The following is a 22,177-nucleotide window of genomic DNA, read 5'->3' as shown; positions in this document are numbered from 1 at the left end:
GGATCATCCCACCACGGCCAACGTGCCGGAACATAACAATGGATCTTGAACGGACACCAGGAAGAGAAGTTGACCCGGGCACTGGTTCTGCCGCCGGAACTGTCGGTGCCCTGACCTACCTTCAAGACGATGAATCAGGACCGCCCGAGGGCCATCCCAGTGCAGCTCAGCCTCGAGCAGTTGGGCACCCCACTGCACGAGGTGACCTTCGTCGTCCTGGACCTGGAGACCACCGGCGGGCGACCGGGCACGGACATGATCACCGAGTTCGGCGCGGTGAAGGTCCGCGGCGGTGAGCTGCTCGGCGAGTTCGGCACCCTGGTCGACCCGGAGCGCGGCATCCCGCCGGAGGTGGTCGCGCTGACCGGCATCACCGAGGCCATGGTGCGCGACGCGCCGAAACTGGCCGAGGTGCTGCCCGCGTTCCTGGAGTTCGCCACCGGGGACGCCAAAACAGTGCTGGTGGCGCACAACGCGCCCTTCGACATCGGTTTCCTCAAAGCGGCCAGCGCGCAACTCGGCTACGAGTGGCCGAAGCTGCAGGTGCTGTGCACGGTCCGGCTGGCCCGCCGGGTGCTCTCCCGCGAGGAGGCCCCCAGCTGCCGGCTCTCCGCGCTGGCCGCGCTCTTCGGCGCCGCGGTCACCCCCAACCACCGGGCCCTGGACGATGCCAAGGCCACCGTGGACGTGCTGCACGCGCTGCTGGAGCGGGTCGGTCCGCTGGGCGTGCACTCGCTGGAGGAACTGCTCGGCTACCTGCCCGAGGTGACCGCGGCCCAGCGCGGCAAACGCGGCCTGGCCAGCGGTCTGCCCGAGCGGCCAGGCGTGTACCTGTTCCGCGGCCCCAGCGAGGAGGTGCTCTACGTCGGCACCGCCACCAACCTGCGCCGCCGCGTCGGCCAGTACTTCACCGCGGGCGAGACCAGGGCCAGGGTCCGGGACATGGTCGCCTTCGCCGTCCGCGTCGACCACGTCGAATGCGCCCACCCGCTGGAGGCCGCGGTCCGCGAACTCCGCCTGCTCGCCGCGCACCGCCCCCGGTACAACCGCCGCTCCACCCAGCCGCACCGGGCCTGGTGGATCACCCTCACCGACGAGCCCTTCCCGCGCCTGTCCGTGGTCACCACCCCTCGCGAGGGGGCACTCGGCCCGTTCACCAGCCGCGGCACCGCCACCCTGGCCGTGGAAGCCATCCACGAAGCCATCCCGCTCCGCCAGTGCAACCAGCGCATCCCCGCCCGCAACCCCCAGGGCCGCCCCTGCATCCTGGCCGAACTCGACCGCTGCGCCGCCCCCTGCGCAGGCCACCAGTCCCCCGAGGACTACGCCCCCGCCGTGCACGCCATGCGCGCCCTGGTCGCCGGCCACGACGACGCCCCCGTCCGCCTGCTGCTGGATCAGCTGGGCGCCTTCGCCACCACCGAACGCTTCGAGCAGGCCGGCCTGCACCGCGACCGGATCGCCGGCCTGCTCAAGGGCCTGGACCGGGGCCAGCGGCTGACCGCGCTGGCGGCGATCCCGGAGTTCATCGCGGCCCGCCCGGACGGCGCCGGCGGCTGGCTGTTCGCGATCGTCCGGCACGGCCGCCTGGCCTCCGCGGGCAGCGCCCGCCGCGGCGTCGCGCCGATGCCGGTGGTGGAGGCCCTGGTACTGGGCGCGGAGACGGTGCTGCCGGGGCCGGGCCCGCTGTTCGGGGCGCCGGCGGAGGAGGTCCGGGTGATCCTGCGCTGGGTGGAGCAGCCGGGGACGCGGCTGGTGCGGGCGGCGGAGCCGTGGCGGTCACCGGCCCGGGGGGCGGCCCGGTGGCGGGAGTGGCTGGAGCGGGCGGAGGCCGGGCGGCAGGGGTACGCGGGGGCGGATTAGCCGTAGAACTGGATCCGCCAGACCACCACCCGGACGACCGAGCCGTGCACGGTGTACTCGATCACCCCGTGCGGCCCCATGTGCGTGGTCCACCGGTGGGTCTTGGGGCTCCAGGTGCCTTCCTGCTCGGGCGCGACCGCCAGCCGGCGACGCTTCGTGGTGAACGCCTGCTGCCCGGCCGGCGGCATGCTGTCGTAGGTGCGCTGCGCGACCTCGGCCAGGATGACCTCGTACTTCACGGCCGGGCCTCGTCCTCATCGCGGATCGGCGGCGGCAGCAGGGAGAAGTCCTCGCCGCTGTCCCGGAACCGCTTGATCTCCGCTTCCACCTCCGGGTCCGGATTGGCCCCGAGGATGGCCATCGGCCACCAGGCGTGCACGACCTCCTGCACCGGCGCGAGGTCAAAATCCTCGGCGGCCTGGACCAGCGCGGCGCGGAACACCTCCTCGAACATGGACCGCGCCTCACCTTCCAGCGCCGCCCACACCGCGGGCCCCGTCTTGGCCACATCCACCCAGTCCGGATGCCCCGGTCCCAGCCTCATCGCCCGCTCCCCTGCCCGTCCCACTGTCCCCACCCGCTGGTCCACTGTCCCCACCTGCTGTCCCATGTCCCCACCCGCTGGCCCATGTCCCCGCCCTGCCCGTCCTCCCTCAGTCTCCCCCTTGCCACAGGGTCAACCCAGCCCCCGCCACCCGATCGGGTCCGGCCACCCCGCGCGGTGGAAAACCCGCTGGCTACGATCGGTCCACCACCTCAGCGCCCAAGGAGCACACCGTGATCAAGGCCATCGTGCTGATCCAGTCCGACGCCGCGAGCATCCCGGAGGCCGCGCAGACCATCGCCGACTTCGAGGGTGTGCTGGAGGTCTACTCCTGTGCCGGTGACGTGGACCTGATCGCGGTGGTCCAGGTGTCCCGGCACGAGGATCTGGCGGAGCTGGTGCCGGGGCGGATCGGCAAGGTGGCCGGGGTGCTCAACACGGACACGCACATCGCGTTCCGCTCCTACTCCAAGGCCGACACCGAGGCCGCGTTCAACATCGGCGTCGACTAGTCCCCGCTCGACTGGTCCGTCTTCGCCTCGCCCAGCTGCGCCGTGGTGTTGGCCCCGTCCAGGGACTCGCGGATGATGTCGGCGTGACCGGCGTGCTGCGCGGTCTCCCGGAACAGGTGCAGCAGGATCTGGCGGGCCGACCAGTACTGGGGTTCCGGCGGGGAGTACGGGGTCTGCGGCAGCAGGACCATGGTGTCCAGGTCGACGGTGGCGAAGGCCGTGTCGGTGATCTTGGCGGCGGCCAGGTACTCGGCGCGCAGTTCATCCAGGGTGCGGTCCGTGGGCATCTGGTACTGGTCCATGTCGAACATGCCCTCAGGCAGTGAGCCGTCCGCGGTCAGCAGGATCCTGGTCAGCACGCGTTCGGCCATGCTCAGGTGGCGGAGCAGGCCGCCGAGGGTCAACTCGCTCACCGTGGTCCGGGTGCCTGCCTGGTCGTCGGTCAGGCCGCGCAGGGTGATCAGCAGGGTCTCGCGGGCTTCGGCCAGCATGGCCAGGGTCTGGGTGCGCTCGTTCGTCATGAGCGGGACGGTATTGGGCCAAGCGGACAGCCCGTGTCCTAGTTCGCCGCCGGCGGACAAGAATTAGGACAACAAAAAAACGCGGCCCGCGAACGTGCTCGCGGGCCGCGCCTTCGTGCTTCTTGCTTACTCCTTGGGCTCCGCGGGCTTGCCCGCGGTCAGCTCCCTGGTGTTGTCGCCACCGCGCTGCTCGCCCTCGTGCTTGGCGCGCTTGAGCGCGGCGGTCTCCTCCACCGGGTCCGGCTTGAGCAGGCTGCCCGCGACCGGCTCGCCTGCCGCGCCCAGCGCGTTCATCTTCTTCGGCACCGAGGTGCCCTGGTAGGCCAGGGGCACCGGGTGGCCGTGGTCGTCCACCGGGCCGAGCGGCTGGTGGATCTCGATGAACTCACCGTGCGGCAGCCGCTTGATGATGCCGGTCTCCACCCCGTGCTCCAGCACCTCGCGGTCGCCGCGCTGGGCGCCGAGGCAGAGCCGGTAGGTGATGATGTAGGCGATCGGCGGCAGGATGATCAGCCCGATCCGGCCTGCCCAGGTCATCGCGTTCAGCGAGATGTTGAACTGCCACGCGATGATGTCGTTGAAGCCGGACAGCATCATCACCATGAAGAAGGTGATGGCCATCGCGCCCAGGCTGGTGCGGACCGGCACGTCCCGCGGCCGCTGCAGCAGGTTGTGGTGCGCCTCGTCCTTGGTCATCCGGCGCTCGATCCACGGGTAGAGGATCGCCGCGGTGACACAGAAGCCGATGCTGCCCATGAACGGGAAGAACGACGCCGGGATGGTGTGCCCGAAGATGTAGATCTCCCAGGCGGGCCACAACCGGACCAGACCGTCCGTCCAGGCCATGTACCAGTCGGGCTGGCTGCCCGCGGAGACCTGCGCGGCGTTGTACGGCCCGAAGTTCCAGATCGGGTTGATCTGGAAGAGCCCGCCCATCAGCGCGATGACGCCCACGGTGACGGCGAAGAAGCCGCCGCCCTTGGCCGCGAACACCGGCATGATGCGCACGCCGACCACGTTGCTCTCGGTGCGGCCGACACCCGGGAACTGGGTGTGCTTCTGGTACCAGACCAGCGCCAGGTGCACCGCGACCAGGCCGAGGATGATGCCCGGCAGCAGCAGGATGTGCACCGTGTAGAGCCTGGGGATGATGTCCGTGCCGGGGAACTCACCGCCGAAGAGCGCCCAGTGCACCCAGGTGCCCAGCACCGGGATGGTCAGGATCAGCGCGGAGGCGATCCGCAGGCCGACACCGGAGAGCAGGTCGTCAGGCAGCGAGTAGCCGGTGAAGCCCTCGAACATGCCCAGCACGAACAGCAGGATGCCGATGATCCAGTTGACCTCGCGCGGGCGGCGGAACGCGCCGGTGAAGAACACCCGGAACATGTGCGCCACGATCGAGGCCATGAACAGCAGCGCCGCCCAGTGGTGCACCTGGCGGGCGAACAGGCCGCCGCGCACCTCGAAGGAGATGTTCAGCGCGGACTCGAAGGCCCGCGACATCCACACGTCCTTGAGGTTGGTGAACACCCCGCCGTACTGGACCTCCTCCATCGAGGGGTCGAAGAACAGCGCGAGGTAGACACCGGAGAGCAGCAGCACGATGAAGCTGTACAGCGCGATCTCACCGAGCATGAACGACCAGTGCGTCGGGAAGACCTTGTTGATCTGCCTGCGCAGCCCGGCCGCGACGTGATAGCGGTCGTCGGCCCACTTCGCCGCGCCGCCGGCCGCCCTGGCCGCCGGGTTCGCCTGCTTGGTCGGCGTGGTGATCGAACTCATGACTTACGCTCCCAGTAGGCCGGGCCCACCGGCTCGATGAAATCACCGCGGGCCACCAGGTAACCCGTTTCCGGGTCCACCGTGATGGGCAGCTGCGGCAGCGAGCGGGTCGCTGGGCCGAAAATCGGCTTGGCGTAGGTGAAGACGTCGAACTGCGACTGGTGACACGGGCAGAGCAGGCGACCGGTCTGCTGCTCGAACAGCGAGGTCGGGCAGCCCAGGTGGGTGCAGACCTTCGAGTAGGCGTACAGGTCGCCGAAGTTGAAGTCCGCCTGGCCCTTGCGCTTGGTCACCGGCTGGCCGGGGCGCAGCCGGATCAGCATGACCGGGTTGTCCGACCGGCGCAGTGCCTTGAGCAGCGCGTGGTTGTCGCCGCGCTCGGACTCGCGGAACGGGAAGACGGTCTCGAAGCCACCGGCCTCGACATCCTCCGGGCGGACCAGCACGACATCGTGCGGGTCGCCGGTGTCCCGGCGCAGGAAGACCTTCTCCTTGTCGTCCTTCTTCTTCCAGCCACTGGTGGCCAGCGGGCCGTTCTCGTCGTAGGCCTTCGGGTTGCGGACCAGGCCGCCGATGGCGAAGACGCCGACGCCCAGGCCGAACACGGTGCCCGCGCCGAGCAGGCTGCGCCGGATCAGCGACCGGCGGCCGATCTCGGACTTGACGCCGGAGTCGGCCAGCAGCGCGACCGCGGTCTCCTTGTCGAACTCAGTCGACCCGCCGTCGTGCCGGTCCTGCACCGCGACCTCGTGCGGCAGCAGCCGCTTGGCGTAGGCGATGACGCCCACGCCGATGCCGGTGATGGACAGACCCAGGGTCAGGCCCACCATCGGGGTGTAGAGGTCGTACCAGAAGCTGCCTGGCTGGTCCGGCGCCACGTAGTGCGAGGGCCAGAACAGGTACACGCCGAGGAAGGCGAGACCGGCCAGCGCGCCCAGCCCGAACCAGGCGGCCACCGCGCGCTCGGTGCGGCGCTCGGCCCTGGTGCCCGGCACCGGGAAGTGCGGGTCCCGGTGCCGCAGGTGCACCCCGTCGGCGGCCAGGCCGAGGGTGACCAGTTCGTCCCGGCTCAGCTCGGCGAGTTCCGCGTCAGTGGGTGTCTTCTTCTCGTGCGAGTCGCTCATGCCCTGCTCCCGATCCACACGGTCACGCCGATCAGCGCGGCGAGACCGATGATCCAGGCGACCAGGCCTTCGGTGGCCGGGCCGAATCCGCCCAGCGGGTGGCCGCCCGGGTTGTTGTTGCCGTCGGTGACCGACTTGACGTAGGCCACGATGTCCTTCTTCTCCTGCGGCGAGAGCTGCCGGTCGGAGAACTTCGGCATGTTCTGCGGGCCGGTGAGCATCGCGGCGTAGATCTGCTCCTCGGTCACCCCGTCCAGCGCGGGCGCGAACTTGCCAGAGGACAGCGCGCCGCCACGGCCGGTGAAGTTGTGGCAGGAGGCGCAGTTGAGCCGGAACAGCTCACCGCCGCGGGCGGAGTTCTCCCCGCGCAGCTCCTTGCCGGACTCCTGCGGCAGGGTCGGGCCGCCACCCTTGGACTGGATGAACGCGCCGAGGGCGTCGATCTCCTCGGAGTTGAACTTGGCGGGCTTGCGCCCGGCCTGTGCCTCCTGGCGGGCCATCGGCATCCGGCCGGAGGAGACCTGGAAGTAGACCGCTGCCTCGCCGACGCCGATCAGGCTGGGCCCACGGTCCTGCTCGCCCTGCAGGTTCGCGCCGTGGCAGGTGATGCAGGCGGTGTTGTAGAGCTGCTCGCCCTGCCGGATCTTGGTGGGATCCGACTGGGCCTGCGCGGTCTGCGGCTCGGGCAGGAACCCGGCGTAGAGCGCACCCGCGCCGACGAGCGCGATGCCGAGGGCGAGCAGGCCGGACAGGCGGCGCCTGAGCTTGGCCCGCTTCCTGGCCCGATCGTTGTTGGTGGTCATCAGTGCGGCAACCCTTGCAGTCGAATTCGGGCGTACGCCTTGGGTGGGAGCTTCGGGAAGAAGTCGTCTCGTCAGGGAACGAGGTAGATGACGGCGAACAGCCCGATCCAGACGATGTCGACGAAGTGCCAGTAGTACGACACGACGATCGCCGCGGTGGCCTGGGCCGGCGTGAACTTGCTGAGCTTGGTACGCCAGATCAGGAACACGAAGGCGATCAGCCCGCCGACCACGTGCAGACCGTGGAACCCGGTGGTCAGGTAGAAGACCGTGCCGTAGGCCGAGGACGCGATGGTGGTGTGGTGCCCGGTGACCAGCGTGTAGTACTCGCCGATCTGACCGCCGACGAAGATCGCACCCATGACGAGGGTGAGCGTGTACCACCGTCGGAGACCGAACACGTCACCGCGCTCGGCGGCGAAGACACCCATCTGACAGGTGAACGAGGACGCCACCAGGATGGTCGTGAAGACCAGGGCGTACGGCAGGTTCAGCTCGGTCGGATCCGGTGGCCACTTCCCCGTGTTCTGGGCCTTCACCGTGAAGAACATGGCGAAGAGACCAGCGAAGAACATCAGCTCGCTGGACAGCCAGACGATGGTGCCCACGCTGACCATGTTCGGGCGGTTCAGCGAGTGCACCCGTTGGCCGATGGAGGGCGCAGCAGTTGTCACGCGACGCATTATGTCCTGCGGCTCCAACGCTCGCTGGGCCGGGTCCGGCCGAGTTCCCGATCGTGTCCTGTCCCACACCCCCGCGCGCACCGCGCGCGAGGATCCGCCGCCAGGGTGAAGGCCGTGCTCGCCGGGCCGGGCTATAGCATCCAACTGCCCGAACGACCTGCCGAAGAGGACGCGTGATGAGCAACGAGACCCTGACCGTCCTGGTGTTCAGCCACCGCGACGAGGTGCGCGAGGCGATCATCAGCGCGGTCGGCCGCAAGCCCGCGCCGGATCTGCCCAAGCTGCGCTACGTCGAGGCGGGCACCATCGCCGAGGTTCTGGTGGAGGCCGACTCCGGCGGAGTGGACCTGGCCATCCTGGACGGCGAGGCCCAGCCCACCGGCGGCATGGGGCTGTCCAGGCAGCTCAAGAACGAGATCACGCACTGCCCGCCGATCGTGGTCGCGGTGCGGCGCAAGGACGACCGGTGGCTGGCCACCTGGTCCCAGGCGGACGCGGTGATCGTGCACCCGCTGGACCCGCTGGCCGCCGCCGAGACCGTGGCCGAGGTGCTGCGTTCCCAGCGGCTGCCCGCGGCCCAGGGCTGAGCGGGACGGGCGGGTGCGATCCATGAGCGAGGAGACGCCTGACCCGAGCACTCCCGTCGAGCCGACCTGGCCGGACCTGCTGGGCCGCCTGGTCAACCGGATCGACTGCGGCACCGCGGACCTGGCCTGGGCGATGGGCCAGGTGATGTCCGGCGCGGCCACCATCGCGCAGACGGTGGCCCTGGTGGTCGCGCTGCGCGCCAAGGGCGAGACCGCCGACGAGGTGGCAGGCATGGCCGAGGGCATGCTGGCCTACGCCCGCCGGGTGCAGATCGACGTGCCAGCGGTGGACATCGTGGGCACCGGCGGCGACCGCTCCGGCACGGTGAACATCTCCACGATGGCCTCCCTGGTCACCGCGGCCGCCGGGGTGCCGGTGGTCAAGCACGGCAACCGGGCCGCCTCCTCCAAATGCGGCACCGCCGACGTGCTGGAGGCCCTGGGCGTGGTCATCGACCTGCCGCCGGAGGGGGTGCGGCGCAGCGTGGCCGAACTGGGCATCGGCTTCTGCTTCGCACCGGTGTTCCATCCGGCGATGCGGCACGCCGCCCCGGCCCGCCGCGAGATCGGCATCCCGACCACGTTCAACCTGCTGGGCCCGCTGACCAACCCGGCCCAGCCGCCTGCCGCGCTGATCGGCTGCGCCGACCCCAAGGCCGCTCCGCTGATGGCCCAGGTCTTCGCCGGCCGCGGCTCCTCGGTGCTGGTGGTCCGCGGCGACGACGGCCTTGACGAGCTGACCACCACCACGACCAGCACGGTCTGGCTGGTGCACGAGGGCAAGGTGGACCGGCAGACCCTGGACCCGACCGAGCTGGGCATCCCGGTCAGCGATCCGGCGGCGCTGCTCGGCGGCGACGCCGCGGTCAACGCCGAGGCCGTCCGGCAGCTCCTGGCCGGTGCCAAGGGCGCGGTCCGGGACGCGGTGCTGCTCAACGCCGCCGGCGCGGTGGTGGCCCACCGTGGCCCCAGCGGCGACCTGCTCGCCGACCTGCGGGACGCCCTGGGCGTGGTGACCGCGGCCATCGACTCCGGCGCGGCGGCGGACCTGCTGGCCCGCTGGGTCACCCTGACCCAGAAGCTGAAGTCGGAGCTGACCTGATCGACGGGCCCGGCCTGCTCGCCGCCTGGCGGCAGGCCGGGATCGCCGAGGGCATGACGGTGATCGCGCACGCCGCGCTGTCCAGTCTCGGCCAGGTGCCCGGCGGCGCGGCCACCGTGGTCGCCTCCCTACGCCAGGCCCTCGGTAGCACCGGAACCCTGGTCGGCCCCGCGTTCACCCCGCAGGTGGCCGATCCGGCCCCGCAAGCGGGTGTCCCGGACGCGCGGACCCGGGACCAGCGTGCCGCGGTGCCGTTGTTCCACCCCGGGCTGCCCTCGCCGATGGGCGCGGTGGCCGAGGCCATCCGCACCTGCCCCGGCGCGCTGCGCAGCGGCCACCCTCAGGCGTCGGTGGCCGCGGTCGGCGCGCGGGCCGCGGACATCGTGCAACACCAGCCGCTGTCCTTCGCGCTGTCCGCCGACTCGCCCTTTGGCAGGCTCTACGACCTGGACGCGCGCATCCTGCTCATCGGCGTCGGGCACGACCGCAACAGCTTCCTGCACCACGTGGAGACCCGCACCCCCGCGCCACGGCTCAAACTGCGCCGGTTCCCGCTGCTCGTCGATGGTGAACGGGTGTGGTGCGAGGCCCTGGACGTGGCCGATGACCACGGCCGGTTCTTCCCCACCCTGGGCGCGGAGTTCGAGCAGCAGCACGGCATCCGGCCGTTCCGGGCAGGCTCGGCGCAGTGCCGCCTGCTGCCCGCGCGGGCCCTGGTCGACTTCGCGGTCCCCCGCCTCACCGCCTTGCTCGCCGCCTGACCAACGCGAACGGCGGGCGTCCCCCGGGAAGGGAACGCCCGCCGTCGGCGATGCGGAAAACCTCAGTCGTGGCTGGGCGCCGCGGTGTGGTACTCGAACAGCAGCCCGCCCACCATGATCAGCACGGCCAGCAGGCCGAGGGCGATCAGCCAGATGTGGAAGAAGGCCAGTGCCACCCCGGTGAAGGCGGCCGCGGCGGCCATGCCGACCGGCCAGTAGCTACCCGGGCTGAAGAAGCCCAGCTCACCGGCGCCGTCGGCGATCTCGGCGTCGTCCTCGTCCTCGGGCCGCGGGTCGATGCGGCGCGCGATGAACCGGAAGTAGGTGCCGCAGAGCAGGGTCAGCCCACCGGAGAGGACCAGCCCCACCGTGCCGACCGGCTCCTTGGCCCAGAAGCCGTAGACGATCGCGGCCACGAAGCAGAAGGCCGTGATGAACTCGAAGATCCGCGCTTCGACCTTCATGATTTCCTCAACTCCAGTTCTGCGCTGCTCACCAGGCTCCTCACCGGTCCCCGCCGGAAGGCTTGCGCGAGGTGCGGCTGGTGTCGAACGGCTTGGTGGTGACCGCCTGCGGGGCGCACATCGGGCCGCACTTCAGCTCGGCGAGGGCCTCGGCGGCGGTGTAGGTCTTGCCGGTGCCCGGGTTCAGCTTCACCCGCAGCTGCATGTACCGGTCGAAGACCTGCGGCTGGAGCGCCCGCACCTCGAAGTTCATCACCGCGTGGTAGGTGCCGCACAGCTCGGCGCACCGGCCGACGAAGGCGCCTTCCCGGTCGATGGAGTTCTGGAAGACGTTGTCCTGGCTGTTCTTCTCCGGGTACGGGATGGTGTCCCGCTTGAAGTGGAACTCCGGCACGAAGAAGGAGTGGATGACGTCCTTGGACTCGATGGTGTAGCGGATCTCCTTGTTCGCCGGCAGCACCAGCAACGGGATCTCGGTACTCGAGCCGGTGGTGCGCACGGTGGTGCCGTCCGGGGTCTTGAAGTCCTGGTACTCGAACTCCCAGTTCCACTGGAAGGCCCAGACCTTGACGTTGACATCCGGCGTCTTGTCCTTGGCCGTGACCACGTTCTGGGCCTGGGTGGAGAAGACGAACAACACCACGATGATGATCATCGGAAGCCCGATGAGCACGAACTCCAGCGGCCCGTTGTACTGGAACTGGCGCGGGAACTCCTCGGACTTCTTCCGGTGGAAGATGATCGACCAGAAGATCAGCGCCCACACGATCACGCCGACGACCAGCGCGGCGATCACAGACCACGTCCACAACTGACGCATGGCCTCTGCCTGCGGGGTTACCCCCTTCGGCCAGCCAAAACGCAGCACCTCGTCGACGGAGCAGCCACTGGCCGCGACGCCCACCAGGCTGACCAGGCCGGTGACCTTGGCCAGCCGCGCTGCCCGGTTGCCCTCCTTGCGGCCCACTGCTCGCTGCCTCCTCGTGACAGGCTGGAAAACGGTCACGGCCGACCCGCGCACCAGCGCGATCGACCTGCCGTCGCAATCAGTTCGGGACTCTAGCCCAGCACTAGCCTGGCTACCCGTTCGGGGTGAACCGGAGCCCCGCGTGTCGGCGGGCATACTTGGCCGCGACGTCGTCGACTTGAGAGGTGCGCGAGAAGCGTGTGCGGCCTGCTTGGACTGGTGTGTTCCGCCCAGAACAACAACGCGAACATCGGCACGGCGGTCGGCAGCGTCGCGAGGGCGCTGCAGTGCCAGCGCCACCGCGGTCCCGACGAGAGTGACACCTGGCACAACAACGACGTGGTCTTCGGCTTCAACCGGCTGTCGATCATCGACGTGGAGCGTTCCCACCAGCCGCTGCACTACGCGCAGGGCCGCTACACGATCCTGTTCAACGGCGAGATCTACAACTACCTCGAACTGCGCGCCGAACTGCGCGACAGCTACGGCGCGGAGTTCGCCACCGACGGCGACACCGAGGCCATCGTGGCCGCCTACCACCACCTCGGCCCGTCCATGGTCGGCAAGCTGCGCGGCATGTTCGCCTTCCTGATCTGGGACGCGGAGAAGCGGGTGATCTTCGGCGCCCGGGACCCGTTCGGCATCAAGCCGCTGTTCTACGCGGCGGGTCCGGGCGGGGTGGCCTTCGCCAGTGAGAAGAAGAGCCTGCTCGACCTGGCGCCCACGCTGGGCCTGTCACCCAAGCTGGACCAGGCCGCGCTGCAGCACTACCTGATCCTGCAGTACGTGCCGGAGCCGGAAACGCTGCACACCACGATCCGGCGGATCGAGTCCGGCACCTCCTTCACCGTCTCCCCCGGCGGCCAGGTGGTCACCGAGCGGTACTTCCAGCCGACCTTCGCCCCGCGCCCGATCACCACCAGCACCGAGGCCGGGCAGCTCTACCGGGACATCGCCGGGGTGATGCGTGATTCGGTGGCCAAGCACATGCGCGCCGACGTGACCGTGGGCGCCTTCCTCTCCGGCGGCATCGACTCCACCGCGATCGCCGCGCTGGCCAAGGAGCACAACCCGGACCTGATCACCTTCACCACCGGGTTCGAGCGCACCGGCTACTCCGAGGTGGACGTGGCGGCGGAGTCCGCGGCCGCGATCGGGGTCAAGCACGTGGTCCGCACGGTCACCGCGCAGGAGATGATGCAGGCCCTGCCGCTGATCACCTGGTACCTGGACGATCCGGTGGCCGACCCGGCGCTGGTGCCGCTGTGGTTCATCGCCCGCGAGGCCCGCCAGCACGTGAAGGTGGTGCTCTCCGGCGAGGGCGCGGACGAGCTGTTCGGCGGGTACACGATCTACCGCGAGCCGCTCTCGCTGGCCCCGTTCGAGAAGGTGCCGGGCGCGCTGCGTTCGGTCATGGGCAAGGTCTCCAGCCGGATCCCGGAGGGCGTGCGCGGCAAGGACCTGCTCCGCCGCGGCGCGCTGACCCTGGAGGAGCGCTACTACGGCAACGCGCGGATCTTCCGGGACGACCAGATCCAGCAGGTGCTGCGCACGCACGACCCGCGCATCTCGCACACCGACGTGACCGCGCGCTGGTACCGGGACTCGCTGGCCTGGGACCCGGTGACCCGGATGCAACACATCGACCTGTTCACCTGGCTGCGCGGGGACATCCTGGTCAAGGCGGACAAGATGACCATGGCCAACTCCCTCGAACTGCGGGTGCCGTTCCTGGACCCGGAGGTCTTCCGGGTGGCCGCGCGCATCCCGCAGGACCAGAAGATCACCAAGGAGACCACCAAGTACGCGCTGCGCCAGGCCATGCGCGGCATCGTCCCCGCGCACGTGCTCAACCGGCGCAAGCTGGGCTTCCCGGTCCCGGTGCGGCACTGGCTCAAGGACGAGATGCACGACTGGGCCCGCGACATCGTGCACCAGTCGCTCACCGACGACCTGATCAACAAGAACGCGGTGCTGCGCATCCTGGAGGAGCACCGCTCCGGCCTGCTCGACCACAGCCGCCGGATCTGGGCGCTGCTGGTGTTCATGCTCTGGCACGGGATCTTCGTGGAGCGCCGGATCGCGGTGCACGTGCCGGAGCCGCACTACCCGGTCAAGCTCTGAGCCGGCCCTCCAGGCCGTCCAGAATGGCCTGGAGGCCGAACTCGAAGGAGTCCTCGGGGGCCGCCGCGTAGTCCGTGGCGGCCACCCCCATCCGGGCCCGCAGCCGCGGGAACGGGGCCGCGGCCTCGTACGCCTTGGCCATGACCTCCCGCAGCTGCCCCTCGGCGTCGCCGCCGTCCCGGCCGAGCTTCCTGGTCAGTGACGCGGTGGCGGCCGGACCGAGGGCATTGCCCAGCACGTAGGTGAACACCCCGGCGGCGGCCTGGTCGGCGCGCGCGCCGGTGAATCCGGCGGTCTCGTAGACGGTCAGGCCGCACTCGTCGTAGCGGGCCTTGCCGGGCCCGAACATCAGGTGCGCGCCGAAGGCCTGCACCAGCCAGGGGTGCCTGCCGAGCATCGCGTACAGGCCGGTGGCCAGCTGTTCCGCGGCCGCCCGCCAGCCGGTTTTCGCCGGGTCGGGCAGCGCGATCTCCTGCCAGATCTCGTCCCCGGCCAGGGTGATCAGGTTCTCCTTGCTGCCCACGTGCCAGTACATCGCGGTGGCCGCCGAGCCGAGCCACTTGCCGAGCGCACGCATGTTGAAGCCCTCAAGCCCGTCCGCGTCCAGCAGCTCGACCGCGGCCTTGACGATCTGTTCCCTGGTCAGCGTGTCACGCGGCATGGGCTTACGATAGGACAACCCCTCGCCACTTGCACTTTGTTCAACTCTTGCCTACGGTCGAACTTGAACAAAGTGCAAGTCTAGTGAGAGGACCTGGCATGACCACCACGTTCGCCGAGTTCGTCGAGGCCACGGCCACCGGGTTCGGCATCCCCGGCCTGGCCGCCGGGGTGCTGACCGGGGACACCGAGACCTTCGCCTGCCACGGCGTGACCAGCCTCGACAACCCGCTGCCGGTCACCCCGGACACGCTGTACCCGGTGGCCTCGGTCAGCAAGACGCACACCGCGACCGCGATCCTCCGGCTGGCCGAGCAGGGCCGCCTCGACCTGGCCGACCCGGTCCGCCGCCACCTGCCGGAGCTGCGGCTGGCCGACGAGCGGGCCGCGGCCACGATGACCGTGCGGCACCTGCTCAACCACACCTCCGGCCTGGACACCCACCTGCTGCTGGACACCGGCGAGGGCGCGGACGCGCTGCGCGAGTACGTGGCGCGGCTGCCGGAGATCGAGCTGATCGCCCCGGTCGGCGCCAGGGCCTCCTACAGCCAGGCCGGGTACAACCTGCTGGGCCGGATCATCGAGCGGGTCACCGGCGAGACCTTCGAGCGGGCCATGGCCGGGCTGGTGCTCGAACCGGCCGGACTGACCACCAGCTGTTACGCGCGCAACGACGCGATGACCCGGCGGTTCGCGGTCGGCCACAACCGCGGGCCGGACGGCACGCTGACCATCGCCCGGAACTGGAAGGACTTTCGGGCCGACAACCCCGGCGGCGGCCTGGTCTCCTCGGTGTCCGAGCTGCTCCGCTGGGCCCGGTACCACCTCGGCGACGCCGCCCTGGGCCGGATGCGGAAGCGCACCGTGGACCTGCGCGGCAGCTCGCTGGGCGACGGTCTCGGGCTGGGCTGGTTCCTGCGCGGGATCAACGGGGTGCGGGCCGTCGGGCACGGCGGCTCCGGGGACGGTCAGTTCGCCGAGCTGCTGCTGGTGCCGGAACGGGACTTCGCCGTGGTGTCGCTGTCCAACGCCGGCCCCGACGGCATCCCGGCCAACCAGGCCATCGTGCGCTGGGCCCTGGAACATCACCTCGGCCTGCTCGACCGCGACCCCGAACCGCTCCCGCACGACCAGACCCGGGCGGGTGAGATCACCGGCCGCTACGACAGCGGCGCGATGACCCTGACCATCAGCGCGACCGGTCCTCGGTTGCGGCTGGAGGTGCTGCTCAAGCCGGACCTGCGCGCCCGGCTCGGCGTGACCATCCCCGATCACGAGCCTTTCGACCTGGGCCTGCTGCCCGCGGACGAGTACATCCTGACCAGTGGCGCGTTCACCGGTCAGCGCGGCTGCTTCTCCCGGGACGCGGCGGGCCGGGTCACCGGCGTCGACCTGGGCGGACGGTTGTTCAGCCGAGAAAATGTCGGGGACCCCGCGTAGCCTGCGATCCGTCAAGTGACCCACATCACTCGGAGGACGCCGTGCCTGACGAACAGGTGCTGCTGGCCGTGGGGACCCGCAAGGGCCTGTGGCTGGCCACCAGCGAACACGACCGGGCGGACTGGACCTGGTCCGGACCGCACCACGCGATGACCGAGGTCTACGCGGTGGCCGTGGACACCCGGCGCGAGACACCCCGGCTGCTGGCCGGCGTGGCCAGCGAGCACTTCGGCCCGAGCGTGGCCACCAGCGACGACCTGGGCGAGAGCTGGCAGGAGCCGGACCACGCCCCGGTGGCCTTCCCCGCCGACACCGGCGCGGAGCTGCAGCGGGTCTGGCAGCTCGCCGCCGGCCCGGCCGATCAGCCCGAGGTGGTCTACGCCGGCACCCAGCCCTCGGCGCTGTTCCGCTCCACCGACGGCGGGCGCACCTACGACATGGTGCGCGGGCTGTGGGACCACCCGCACCGGGAGCAGTGGGGCGCGGGCTACGGCGGGCAGGCGGTGCACACGATCCTGCCGCACCCCACCGACCGGGAGCGGGTCACCGTGGCCATGTCCACCGGCGGGGTCTACCGCACCGAGGACGGCGGCACGAACTGGACGCCCAGCAACACCGGCATCAAGGCATACTTCCTGCCCGATCCTTATCCCGAGTACGGCCAGTGCGTGCACAAGATCGCGCAGAACCCGGCCGACCCGGACCGGATGTTCCTGCAGAACCACCACGGCGTGTACCGCAGCGAGGACGGCGGCGCGCACTGGACCTCCATCGCGGACGGTCTGCCCAGCGATTTCGGCTTCCCGATCGCGGTGCACCCGCACCGGCCCGAGGTGGTCTACGGCTTCCCGCTCACCGCCGACAGCAACCGGTTCCCGCCGGAGGGGGCCTGCCGGGTCTTCCGCAGCGAGGACTCGGGCGCGCACTGGACCGCGCTGACCAAGGGCCTGCCGCAGGAGAACTTCTGGACCACGGTGCTGCGGGACGCGCTGTGCGTGGACGACGCGAGCGTGCCAGGGGTCTACTTCGGCTCCCGCTCCGGCGAGGTCTACGCCAGCCGGGACGAGGGCGCCAGCTGGCAGCGGATCATCGAACACCTGCCGGACGTGCTCAGCGTGCGCGCGGCCGTGATCAGGCGGTGAGCCGGATGCGGGTCACCGTGCTGCTGCCCGGCGTGCTGCGCCCCGCCGCGGGCGACGCCGCCCGGCTGGACCTGGAGCTGCCGAAGAGCGCGACCCTGGGCGCCGCGCTGGACGTGCTGGCCGCGGACCACCCGGCGCTGAACCGCCGGTTGCGCACCGAGCAGGGCGCGCTGCGCCGGTACGTGAACTTCTACGTCAACGGCGAGGAATGCCGCAGGCTGGACGGCCCGGACACCCCGCTGACCGACGGCGCGGAGATCCAGGTGATCCCCTCGGTGGCGGGCGGCTGATGCCGGTCACCATCGCCGCAGCCAGGACCGCCGCCGCCCGCTGGGTCGCCGAACACGCCACCGGCGACCCCGGGTTCGGCGGCGCCTACCTCGCGGGCTCGGCCGCCTGGCTGCCCGCCGACGCCGTGCTGCCCGCGACCTCGGACGTGGACATCATGCTGGTCACCGGCAGCAGCCCGGCCCCGCCCAAGCCCGGCAAGTGCCGCCAGGACGGCCTGCTGCTCGAACCCACCTACCTGAGCTGGACCGAACTGTCCTCGCCGAAGGCGGTCCTGTCCGACTACCACCTGGCGGGCGGACTGCGCGTCAACACCATCCTGGCCGACCCCACCGGCCGCCTCACCGCCCTGCAGGCGGCGGTGGCCAGGGATTTCAGCGCGCCACGGTGGATCCGCCGCCGCTGCGCGCACGCCGAAACCCGCATCCGCACCGGCCTGATGGCCGCGCAGACCCCGCAACCCTGGCCCTGGCAGGTCACCCGCTGGCTCTTCGCCACCGGCGTCACCACCCACGTGCTGCTGGTCGCCGCCCAGCGCAACCCGACCATCCGCCGCCGCTACGCCGCCACCAGGGCCCTGCTCACCGACCTGGGCCACCCGGACTGGCAGGAGGAACTCCTGACCGTCCTGGGCTGCGCCCACCTCACCCCGGACCAGGTCCGCGGGCACCTGGACGCCCTCACCACGATCTTCGACGAGGCCGGCCCGGCCGCCGCGACCAGCCCGGTCTCCTTCGCAGGCGACCTCAGCGCGCAGGCCCGCCCGGTGGCCATCGACGGCGCGCACGAACTGCTGGCCGCGGGCGAACACCGCGAGGCGATGTTCTGGCTGGCCGCCACCTACGCCCGCTGCCTCATCGCGCTCAACCGGGACAACGACCCCGCGTTCACCGAGTTGATGGCCGATCTGGGCCACCCAACAGGACCGGCCGACCTGCACAGGCAGATCGGCCGGACCGAAGCGTTCCTCCCGCGGCTCACGGAGATGCGGGAGGTGGTGCTGGCTAGTTCTTGAGCGCCTTGGCGATCTCCGCGGACGCCTCGGCGCCGTAGGCCTCGGCCAGGCGGGTCAGCGCGGCCTCGCGGTCGAGCACCCACTCCTGCGGGCCGTCGACCTCCAGCACCAGCACCGCGATCAGCGAGCCGAGCTGGGCGGCACGCTCCAGCGGCAGGCCGGCGGCGATGCCTGCCAGGAAACCGGCGCGGAAGCCGTCGCCGATGCCGGTCGGGTCGGCCTTGTGCGTCTCCGGCACCGCGGGCACGTGCAGCGGCGCGGACAGGCCCTTGCCGACCAGCTCCACGCCCTTCTCGCCCAGGGTGGTGATCCGCAGGTCGACGTGGTCCAGGATCTCCTCCTCGGACCAGCCGGTCTTCTGCAGCAGCAGCTGCAGCTCGTAGTCGTTGGTGAACAGGTACTTCGCGCCCTCGACGAGCCGCTTGGCCTGGTCACCGTCCATCCGGGCCAGTTGCTGGGAGGGGTCGGCGGCGAACGGGATGCCCCGCTGCCTGGACTCCTCGGAGTGCCGCAGCATGGCCTCGGGGTCGTTCGGGCTGACCAGCACCAGCTCCAGGCCGCCGACCTTGTCCATGATCGGGGCCAGTTCGATGTTGCGGGCCTCGGCCATCGCGCCCGCGTAGAAGGAGGCGATCTGGTTCATGTCGTCGTCGGTGGTGCAGACGAACCGGGCGGTGTGCTTCACCTCCGAGGTGTGCACGCCCGAGCAGTCGACGCCATGGCGCTCCAGCCAGGAGCGGTAGTCGGCGAAGTCGGCGCCCACCGCGCCGATCAGCACCGGCGAGTAGCCGAGCACGCCCATGCCGAAGGCGATGTTGGCGGCGATGCCGCCCCGGCGCACGGTCAGGTCATCCACCAGGAAGCTCAGCGACACCCGGTCCAGACGGTCGGCGACCAACTGGTCGGCGAACCGGCCCGGGAAGTGCATCAGGTGGTCGGTGGCAATGCTTCCAGTCACAGCGACAGGCACGTACCGCGCTCCCTATGAGACGACTGCTGGCAGGCCATCGTCACCCGTTCCGGTCGCAGACAGCCGGGAGCGAAGACTACTTGGTGGTAAGGGTGTCGCACATCAATCCACGGTTCTAACGTCCTCGATGTGACGATTCCGGACGCCAGCACCCTGGCTGAGCTGATCGAGGACTGCGCCGAGATCCCCCCTGCCCTCCGGCCGTCCGAGCACCTGCTCCCGCTGCCACGGAACCAGGCATCGTGGCAGGTCAACGAGGTGTGCTCGGCCCAGGTCAAGGAAATGGACGACTACGGCGCCTGAGCGCCCGGCACGAAAAAGGACCGCGGCGATCACCGCGGTCCAGTTTTCGTGCTCTGGGTCTACCAGCAGAACTAGTGGAAAGAATCACCACAGGCGCAGGAGCCACCGGCGTTCGGGTTGTCGATGGTGAAGCCCTGCTTCTCGATGGTGTCGACGAAGTCGATGACCGCGCCTTCCACGTAGGGCACGCTCATCCGGTCCACCGCGACCTTGAGGCCACCGAAGTCACGGAAGACGTCCCCGTCGAGGGTGCGCTCGTCGAAGAACAACTGGTAACGCAGGCCGGCACAGCCACCGGGCTGCACGGCGATGCGCAGGTGCATGTCGTCCCGACCCTCTTGGTCGAGCAGCGACTTCGCCTTGCTGGCAGCGACGTCGGTGAGCGTGACGCCGTGCGTCTGCGCTTCGGTCGCCGTGGTGTTCTCGGCGGTCATGGTTCTCCCTACGAGGTCGGCGCTCGGGCCCGTACCGTAGCTGCAACGCAGCCCTGAGCCGGGATGTTCCCGTACTCCTATGGTCGCACAGCAATATCTCCGCGTTAGTTCTGTGGGCTCCGCCACTGACGGGCCACCCGTTCGGCCAATCCACTGAGCCCACCAGCGGGTTCGGCGATCGCCCTGGCCACCGAACCCACGTGGTCGGCCACCGAATACGAGTCCTCGACCCCGGCCGCACCGGCCTCGCGGCGGCCCACGCTCACCTGACCGGCGAGCACCAGGCAGGGCACCCCGCGTTCGGCCGCGCCCGCGGCCACCCGGCTGACCAGCTTGCCGCGCAGGGACTGCCAGTCGAAGCTGCCCTCGCCGGTGAGCACCAGCCCGGCCGCGTCCAGGGCCTCGTCCAGCGCGCTGAGCCGCCGGACCAGGTCGGCGCCGGAGTCCACGGTCGCGCCCAGCGCCAGCAGCGCCGCGCCCAGCCCACCGGCCGCGCCCGCGGCGGCCAGACCGGCCACCTCGACGCCCAGTTCTTCCTGCAGCACCTCGGACCAGCGGGTCAGCGCCCGGTCCAGCTGCTCGACCTGGTCGGGGTTCGCGCCCTTCTGCGGGCCGAACACGTGTGCCGCGCCGGTCGGGCCGAGCAGCGGGTTGTCCACGTCGGAGGCGGCGATCAGCCGCAGTGCGCCCAGATCCGGCCGACCGGCCAGCCCCGCGCAGTCCGCCAGGGCCGCGCCGCCCTCGGGCAGCGGCGCGCCCAGGGTGTCCACCGGCCCGGCGCCCAGCGCGGCGAACAGTCCGGCGCCGCCGTCGGTGGTGGCCGAGCCGCCGAGCCCGACCACCGCGGTGTGCATCCCGGCGCGCACGGCGTCCAGCAGGAGTTCCCCCACCCCACGGGTGGTGGTCAGACCGGCCGGCCGATCCGCCTTGGGGACCAGGTGCAGTCCCGCGGCCTGGGCGGATTCGATATAGGCGGTGCCGTCGTGGGCCAGCCACTCAGCGGTGACCGGTTCGCCCAGCGGTCCGGTGACCTCGACCGTGTGCAGTTCGCCACCCAGGGCGGTGTGCAGCACGTCCACGAAACCGGGGCCGCCGTCGGCGAGCGGACGAAGCAGGAGCCGGTCGGCGGGCGAACCCAGCCGCCATCCCCGCGCGATGGCCTCCGCGGCTTCCGTAGCCGTGAGCGTGCCACCGAAACAGTCAGGGGCGATGAGCACCAGCCGCCCCGAAATGTCCGTGCTAATGATCGACTCCGCAAGCGAGTCTTCCGTCATAAGGGCGGACGGTACTCGGGCCGTTTTGCCCCTGCCCTACCCTGTTTGCGTGAGGTTTCTCCGTCGCAACAGCACCGAGTCGACCACGGGCCCCGAAGAGGGGGTGTCGTCGGCCGAACTCGCCGAGCCCATCGAGGGCGACAAGGGGCGCACGCCGGCCAAGGGCAGGGCGACCCCGAAGCGCCGCGAGGCCGAGGTGCGCAAGCGCGGACCCGTGCCCCCGCCGCCGCGGACCCAGCGCGAGGCCCTGCGCCGCGCCAAGGGCAACAAGGAGGACCGGCGCAAGGCCGCCGCGATCCGCCGCGAGCGGATGAACGCAGGCGATGACGCCTACCTGATGCCGCGGGACCGCGGCCCGGCCCGCGCCTACGTGCGCGACCTGGTCGACTCCCGCCGCAACCTGATGGGGCTGTTCATGCCCCTGGCAATCATCGTCTTCGTCTCCATCCTCACGCCGTCGCCGATGATCAAGCAGTACGCCAGCCTGTTCTGCATGTTCATGCTGCTGTCGATGATCATCGAAGGCATCGTGCTGGGCCGTCTGGTCACCAGGAAGGTCCGCGAACGCTTCCCCAGCGACACCAGCCGCGGCTTCGGTCTGGGCTGGTACGCCTTCACCCGAGCCACCCAGATCCGCAAACTCCGCATGCCCAAACCCCGAGTCAAAGCCGGCACCGCAGTCTGACCCTCCCCGACGTGTTGGCCAATCTCGTACGCCGAGTTGGCCAAAGTCGTACTGAGGTGCCCCGAGTTTTCCGGACACGTCCCCAAGTAGAATTGACGGAGAGTCCGGAGGGAACGAGACGTGGCAAAG

25 protein-coding genes are annotated in these 22,177 nt (G+C 70.5%); 12 read left to right on the top strand and 13 right to left on the bottom strand.

From position 1 onward, the window contains the following. Window positions 1–129 precede the first annotated feature (129 nt). Complete coding sequence (locus tag MZC64_RS19895; protein WP_247758864.1) at window positions 130–1,863, top strand: DEDD exonuclease domain-containing protein; 1,734 nt, start codon at window positions 130–132, stop codon at window positions 1,861–1,863. Here MZC64_RS19895 and MZC64_RS19890 read toward each other — a convergent pair. Together MZC64_RS19890 and MZC64_RS19885 are read right to left on the bottom strand one after the other, a co-directional pair. Next, window positions 1,860–2,102, bottom strand: a complete 243-nt coding sequence (locus tag MZC64_RS19890) for a hypothetical protein (RefSeq protein ID WP_247758865.1) — start codon at window positions 2,100–2,102, stop codon at window positions 1,860–1,862. The genes MZC64_RS19895 and MZC64_RS19890 overlap by 4 nt on opposite strands. Then, window positions 2,099–2,407, bottom strand: a complete 309-nt coding sequence (locus MZC64_RS19885) for a DUF6247 family protein (RefSeq protein ID WP_247758866.1) — start codon at window positions 2,405–2,407, stop codon at window positions 2,099–2,101. Before MZC64_RS19885 ends, MZC64_RS19890 begins: the two co-directional genes overlap by 4 nt. A 233-nt stretch (window positions 2,408–2,640) precedes the next feature. Here MZC64_RS19885 and MZC64_RS19880 point away from each other — a divergent pair, with 233 nt between their 5' ends. After that, entirely contained in the window at window positions 2,641–2,919 is a 279-nt protein-coding gene (locus MZC64_RS19880; protein WP_185002464.1) for an Lrp/AsnC ligand binding domain-containing protein, read from the top strand. Here the strand turns inward: MZC64_RS19880 and MZC64_RS19875 are convergent. The 5 genes from MZC64_RS19875 to MZC64_RS19855 all read right to left on the bottom strand — a co-directional run bounded on the left by MZC64_RS19875 (window position 2,916) and on the right by MZC64_RS19855 (window position 7,832). After that, on the bottom strand, window positions 2,916–3,440 hold the full coding sequence (locus MZC64_RS19875; RefSeq protein WP_247758867.1) for a DinB family protein: 525 nt from the start codon (window positions 3,438–3,440) through the stop codon (window positions 2,916–2,918). The genes MZC64_RS19880 and MZC64_RS19875 overlap by 4 nt on opposite strands. Before the next feature lie 126 nt (window positions 3,441–3,566). After that, window positions 3,567–5,222 (bottom strand): cytochrome bc complex cytochrome b subunit, encoded by a 1,656-nt coding sequence (locus MZC64_RS19870; protein ID WP_247758868.1) that lies wholly within the window; start codon window positions 5,220–5,222, stop codon window positions 3,567–3,569. Continuing rightward, the gene (locus MZC64_RS19865) at window positions 5,219–6,346 is read right to left on the bottom strand and encodes a ubiquinol-cytochrome c reductase iron-sulfur subunit (protein WP_247758869.1); all 1,128 of its coding nucleotides are present in this window, start codon (window positions 6,344–6,346) and stop codon (window positions 5,219–5,221) included. The genes MZC64_RS19870 and MZC64_RS19865 overlap by 4 nt, the downstream gene beginning before the upstream one ends. After that, window positions 6,343–7,149, bottom strand: coding sequence for a c-type cytochrome (locus tag MZC64_RS19860; protein ID WP_247758870.1), 807 nt, complete (start codon window positions 7,147–7,149; stop codon window positions 6,343–6,345). The genes MZC64_RS19865 and MZC64_RS19860 overlap by 4 nt, the downstream gene beginning before the upstream one ends. A 71-nt stretch (window positions 7,150–7,220) precedes the next feature. Then, window positions 7,221–7,832 carry a heme-copper oxidase subunit III gene (locus tag MZC64_RS19855; protein WP_247758871.1) on the bottom strand — a complete coding sequence of 204 codons (612 nt, stop codon included), beginning with the start codon at window positions 7,830–7,832 and terminating at the stop codon, window positions 7,221–7,223. Window positions 7,833–8,008: 176 nt separating this feature from the next. On the opposite strand from MZC64_RS19855, the gene MZC64_RS19850 reads away from it, so the two are divergent. The 3 genes from MZC64_RS19850 to MZC64_RS19840 are packed head-to-tail and all read left to right on the top strand — an operon-like array spanning window position 8,009 to window position 10,282. After that, complete coding sequence (locus MZC64_RS19850; RefSeq protein ID WP_185002458.1) at window positions 8,009–8,419, top strand: hypothetical protein; 411 nt, start codon at window positions 8,009–8,011, stop codon at window positions 8,417–8,419. Between the two features lie 22 nt (window positions 8,420–8,441). Then, window positions 8,442–9,521 carry an anthranilate phosphoribosyltransferase gene (gene trpD / locus MZC64_RS19845; RefSeq protein WP_247758872.1) on the top strand — a complete coding sequence of 360 codons (1,080 nt, stop codon included), beginning with the start codon at window positions 8,442–8,444 and terminating at the stop codon, window positions 9,519–9,521. 53 nt (window positions 9,522–9,574) lie between these two features. Continuing rightward, a complete protein-coding gene (locus MZC64_RS19840; protein ID WP_247758873.1) occupies window positions 9,575–10,282 on the top strand; it encodes an aminoglycoside N(3)-acetyltransferase in 708 nt (235 codons plus the stop codon). A 62-nt stretch (window positions 10,283–10,344) separates the two neighbouring features. Here MZC64_RS19840 and MZC64_RS19835 read toward each other — a convergent pair whose 3' ends face one another. Next, the gene (locus MZC64_RS19835; protein ID WP_247758874.1) at window positions 10,345–10,746 is read right to left on the bottom strand and encodes a cytochrome c oxidase subunit 4; all 402 of its coding nucleotides are present in this window, start codon (window positions 10,744–10,746) and stop codon (window positions 10,345–10,347) included. Window positions 10,747–10,786: 40 nt separating this feature from the next. After that, window positions 10,787–11,713 (bottom strand): cytochrome c oxidase subunit II, encoded by a 927-nt coding sequence (gene coxB / locus MZC64_RS19830; protein ID WP_247758875.1) that lies wholly within the window; start codon window positions 11,711–11,713, stop codon window positions 10,787–10,789. Between the two features lie 198 nt (window positions 11,714–11,911). Here coxB and asnB point away from each other — a divergent pair, with 198 nt between their 5' ends. Continuing rightward, window positions 11,912–13,837 carry an asparagine synthase (glutamine-hydrolyzing) gene (gene asnB, locus MZC64_RS19825; protein ID WP_185002453.1) on the top strand — a complete coding sequence of 642 codons (1,926 nt, stop codon included), beginning with the start codon at window positions 11,912–11,914 and terminating at the stop codon, window positions 13,835–13,837. Here asnB and MZC64_RS19820 read toward each other — a convergent pair. Then, on the bottom strand, window positions 13,827–14,498 hold the full coding sequence (locus MZC64_RS19820) for a TetR/AcrR family transcriptional regulator (protein WP_247758876.1): 672 nt from the start codon (window positions 14,496–14,498) through the stop codon (window positions 13,827–13,829). The genes asnB and MZC64_RS19820 overlap by 11 nt on opposite strands. Before the next feature lie 98 nt (window positions 14,499–14,596). Between MZC64_RS19820 and MZC64_RS19815 the strand changes: the two genes are divergently transcribed. The 4 genes from MZC64_RS19815 to MZC64_RS19800 are packed head-to-tail and all read left to right on the top strand — an operon-like array spanning window position 14,597 to window position 18,382. Then, complete coding sequence (locus MZC64_RS19815; protein WP_247758877.1) at window positions 14,597–15,937, top strand: serine hydrolase; 1,341 nt, start codon at window positions 14,597–14,599, stop codon at window positions 15,935–15,937. A 41-nt stretch (window positions 15,938–15,978) separates the two neighbouring features. Continuing rightward, window positions 15,979–17,079 (top strand): exo-alpha-sialidase, encoded by a 1,101-nt coding sequence (locus MZC64_RS19810; RefSeq protein ID WP_247758878.1) that lies wholly within the window; start codon window positions 15,979–15,981, stop codon window positions 17,077–17,079. A gap of 5 nt (window positions 17,080–17,084) precedes the next feature. Continuing rightward, window positions 17,085–17,369 (top strand): ubiquitin-like small modifier protein 1, encoded by a 285-nt coding sequence (locus tag MZC64_RS19805; protein WP_247758879.1) that lies wholly within the window; start codon window positions 17,085–17,087, stop codon window positions 17,367–17,369. Beyond that, window positions 17,369–18,382 carry a hypothetical protein gene (locus MZC64_RS19800; RefSeq protein WP_247758880.1) on the top strand — a complete coding sequence of 338 codons (1,014 nt, stop codon included), beginning with the start codon at window positions 17,369–17,371 and terminating at the stop codon, window positions 18,380–18,382. The genes MZC64_RS19805 and MZC64_RS19800 overlap by 1 nt, the downstream gene beginning before the upstream one ends. On the opposite strand, the gene MZC64_RS19795 is transcribed toward MZC64_RS19800, so the two are convergent. Continuing rightward, complete coding sequence (locus MZC64_RS19795) at window positions 18,372–19,310, bottom strand: carbohydrate kinase family protein (RefSeq protein ID WP_247758912.1); 939 nt, start codon at window positions 19,308–19,310, stop codon at window positions 18,372–18,374. The two genes, MZC64_RS19800 and MZC64_RS19795, sit on opposite strands and share 11 nt — an antisense overlap. A gap of 171 nt (window positions 19,311–19,481) precedes the next feature. Between MZC64_RS19795 and MZC64_RS19790 the strand changes: the two genes are divergently transcribed. Then, window positions 19,482–19,655 carry a hypothetical protein gene (locus MZC64_RS19790; protein ID WP_247758881.1) on the top strand — a complete coding sequence of 58 codons (174 nt, stop codon included), beginning with the start codon at window positions 19,482–19,484 and terminating at the stop codon, window positions 19,653–19,655. Window positions 19,656–19,726: 71 nt separating this feature from the next. Here the strand turns inward: MZC64_RS19790 and MZC64_RS19785 are convergent, their stop codons facing one another. Both MZC64_RS19785 and MZC64_RS19780 read right to left on the bottom strand, forming a co-directional pair. After that, a complete protein-coding gene (locus tag MZC64_RS19785) occupies window positions 19,727–20,089 on the bottom strand; it encodes an iron-sulfur cluster assembly accessory protein (RefSeq protein ID WP_185002449.1) in 363 nt (120 codons plus the stop codon). Window positions 20,090–20,193: 104 nt separating this feature from the next. Further along, window positions 20,194–21,363, bottom strand: coding sequence for a glycerate kinase (locus MZC64_RS19780; protein ID WP_247758882.1), 1,170 nt, complete (start codon window positions 21,361–21,363; stop codon window positions 20,194–20,196). 49 nt (window positions 21,364–21,412) lie between these two features. Here MZC64_RS19780 and MZC64_RS19775 point away from each other — a divergent pair, with 49 nt between their 5' ends. Then, window positions 21,413–22,048, top strand: a complete 636-nt coding sequence (locus MZC64_RS19775; RefSeq protein WP_247758883.1) for a DUF3043 domain-containing protein — start codon at window positions 21,413–21,415, stop codon at window positions 22,046–22,048. Window positions 22,049–22,177 lie beyond the last annotated feature (129 nt).

Source organism: Crossiella sp. S99.2 (genome assembly GCF_023094165.1).
Lineage (GTDB): Bacteria > Actinomycetota > Actinomycetes > Mycobacteriales > Pseudonocardiaceae > Crossiella.
This window is presented reverse-complemented; position numbering and strand designations above follow the sequence as displayed.

Bases quoted from the DNA above. Each gene is read 5' to 3' on its own strand.
- MZC64_RS19860 (WP_247758870.1), bottom strand. From the start codon at position 7,149: ATGACCACCAACAACGATCGGGCCAGGAAGCGGGCCAAGCTCAGGCGC.
- MZC64_RS19780 (WP_247758882.1), bottom strand. From the start codon at position 21,363: ATGACGGAAGACTCGCTTGCGGAGTCGATCATTAGCACGGACATTTCG.
- MZC64_RS19835 (WP_247758874.1), bottom strand. From the start codon at position 10,746: ATGAAGGTCGAAGCGCGGATCTTCGAGTTCATCACGGCCTTCTGCTTC.
- MZC64_RS19840 (WP_247758873.1), top strand. From the start codon at position 9,575: ATGACGGTGATCGCGCACGCCGCGCTGTCCAGTCTCGGCCAGGTGCCC.
- MZC64_RS19785 (WP_185002449.1), bottom strand. From the start codon at position 20,089: ATGACCGCCGAGAACACCACGGCGACCGAAGCGCAGACGCACGGCGTC.
- MZC64_RS19855 (WP_247758871.1), bottom strand. From the start codon at position 7,832: ATGCGTCGCGTGACAACTGCTGCGCCCTCCATCGGCCAACGGGTGCAC.
- MZC64_RS19820 (WP_247758876.1), bottom strand. From the start codon at position 14,498: ATGCCGCGTGACACGCTGACCAGGGAACAGATCGTCAAGGCCGCGGTC.
- MZC64_RS19875 (WP_247758867.1), bottom strand. From the start codon at position 3,440: ATGACGAACGAGCGCACCCAGACCCTGGCCATGCTGGCCGAAGCCCGC.
- trpD (WP_247758872.1), top strand. From the start codon at position 8,442: ATGAGCGAGGAGACGCCTGACCCGAGCACTCCCGTCGAGCCGACCTGG.
- MZC64_RS19870 (WP_247758868.1), bottom strand. From the start codon at position 5,222: ATGAGTTCGATCACCACGCCGACCAAGCAGGCGAACCCGGCGGCCAGG.
- MZC64_RS19885 (WP_247758866.1), bottom strand. From the start codon at position 2,407: ATGAGGCTGGGACCGGGGCATCCGGACTGGGTGGATGTGGCCAAGACG.
- MZC64_RS19815 (WP_247758877.1), top strand. From the start codon at position 14,597: ATGACCACCACGTTCGCCGAGTTCGTCGAGGCCACGGCCACCGGGTTC.
- MZC64_RS19795 (WP_247758912.1), bottom strand. From the start codon at position 19,310: ATGCACTTCCCGGGCCGGTTCGCCGACCAGTTGGTCGCCGACCGTCTG.
- MZC64_RS19800 (WP_247758880.1), top strand. From the start codon at position 17,369: ATGCCGGTCACCATCGCCGCAGCCAGGACCGCCGCCGCCCGCTGGGTC.
- MZC64_RS19895 (WP_247758864.1), top strand. From the start codon at position 130: ATGAATCAGGACCGCCCGAGGGCCATCCCAGTGCAGCTCAGCCTCGAG.
- MZC64_RS19805 (WP_247758879.1), top strand. From the start codon at position 17,085: ATGCGGGTCACCGTGCTGCTGCCCGGCGTGCTGCGCCCCGCCGCGGGC.
- MZC64_RS19865 (WP_247758869.1), bottom strand. From the start codon at position 6,346: ATGAGCGACTCGCACGAGAAGAAGACACCCACTGACGCGGAACTCGCC.
- MZC64_RS19850 (WP_185002458.1), top strand. From the start codon at position 8,009: ATGAGCAACGAGACCCTGACCGTCCTGGTGTTCAGCCACCGCGACGAG.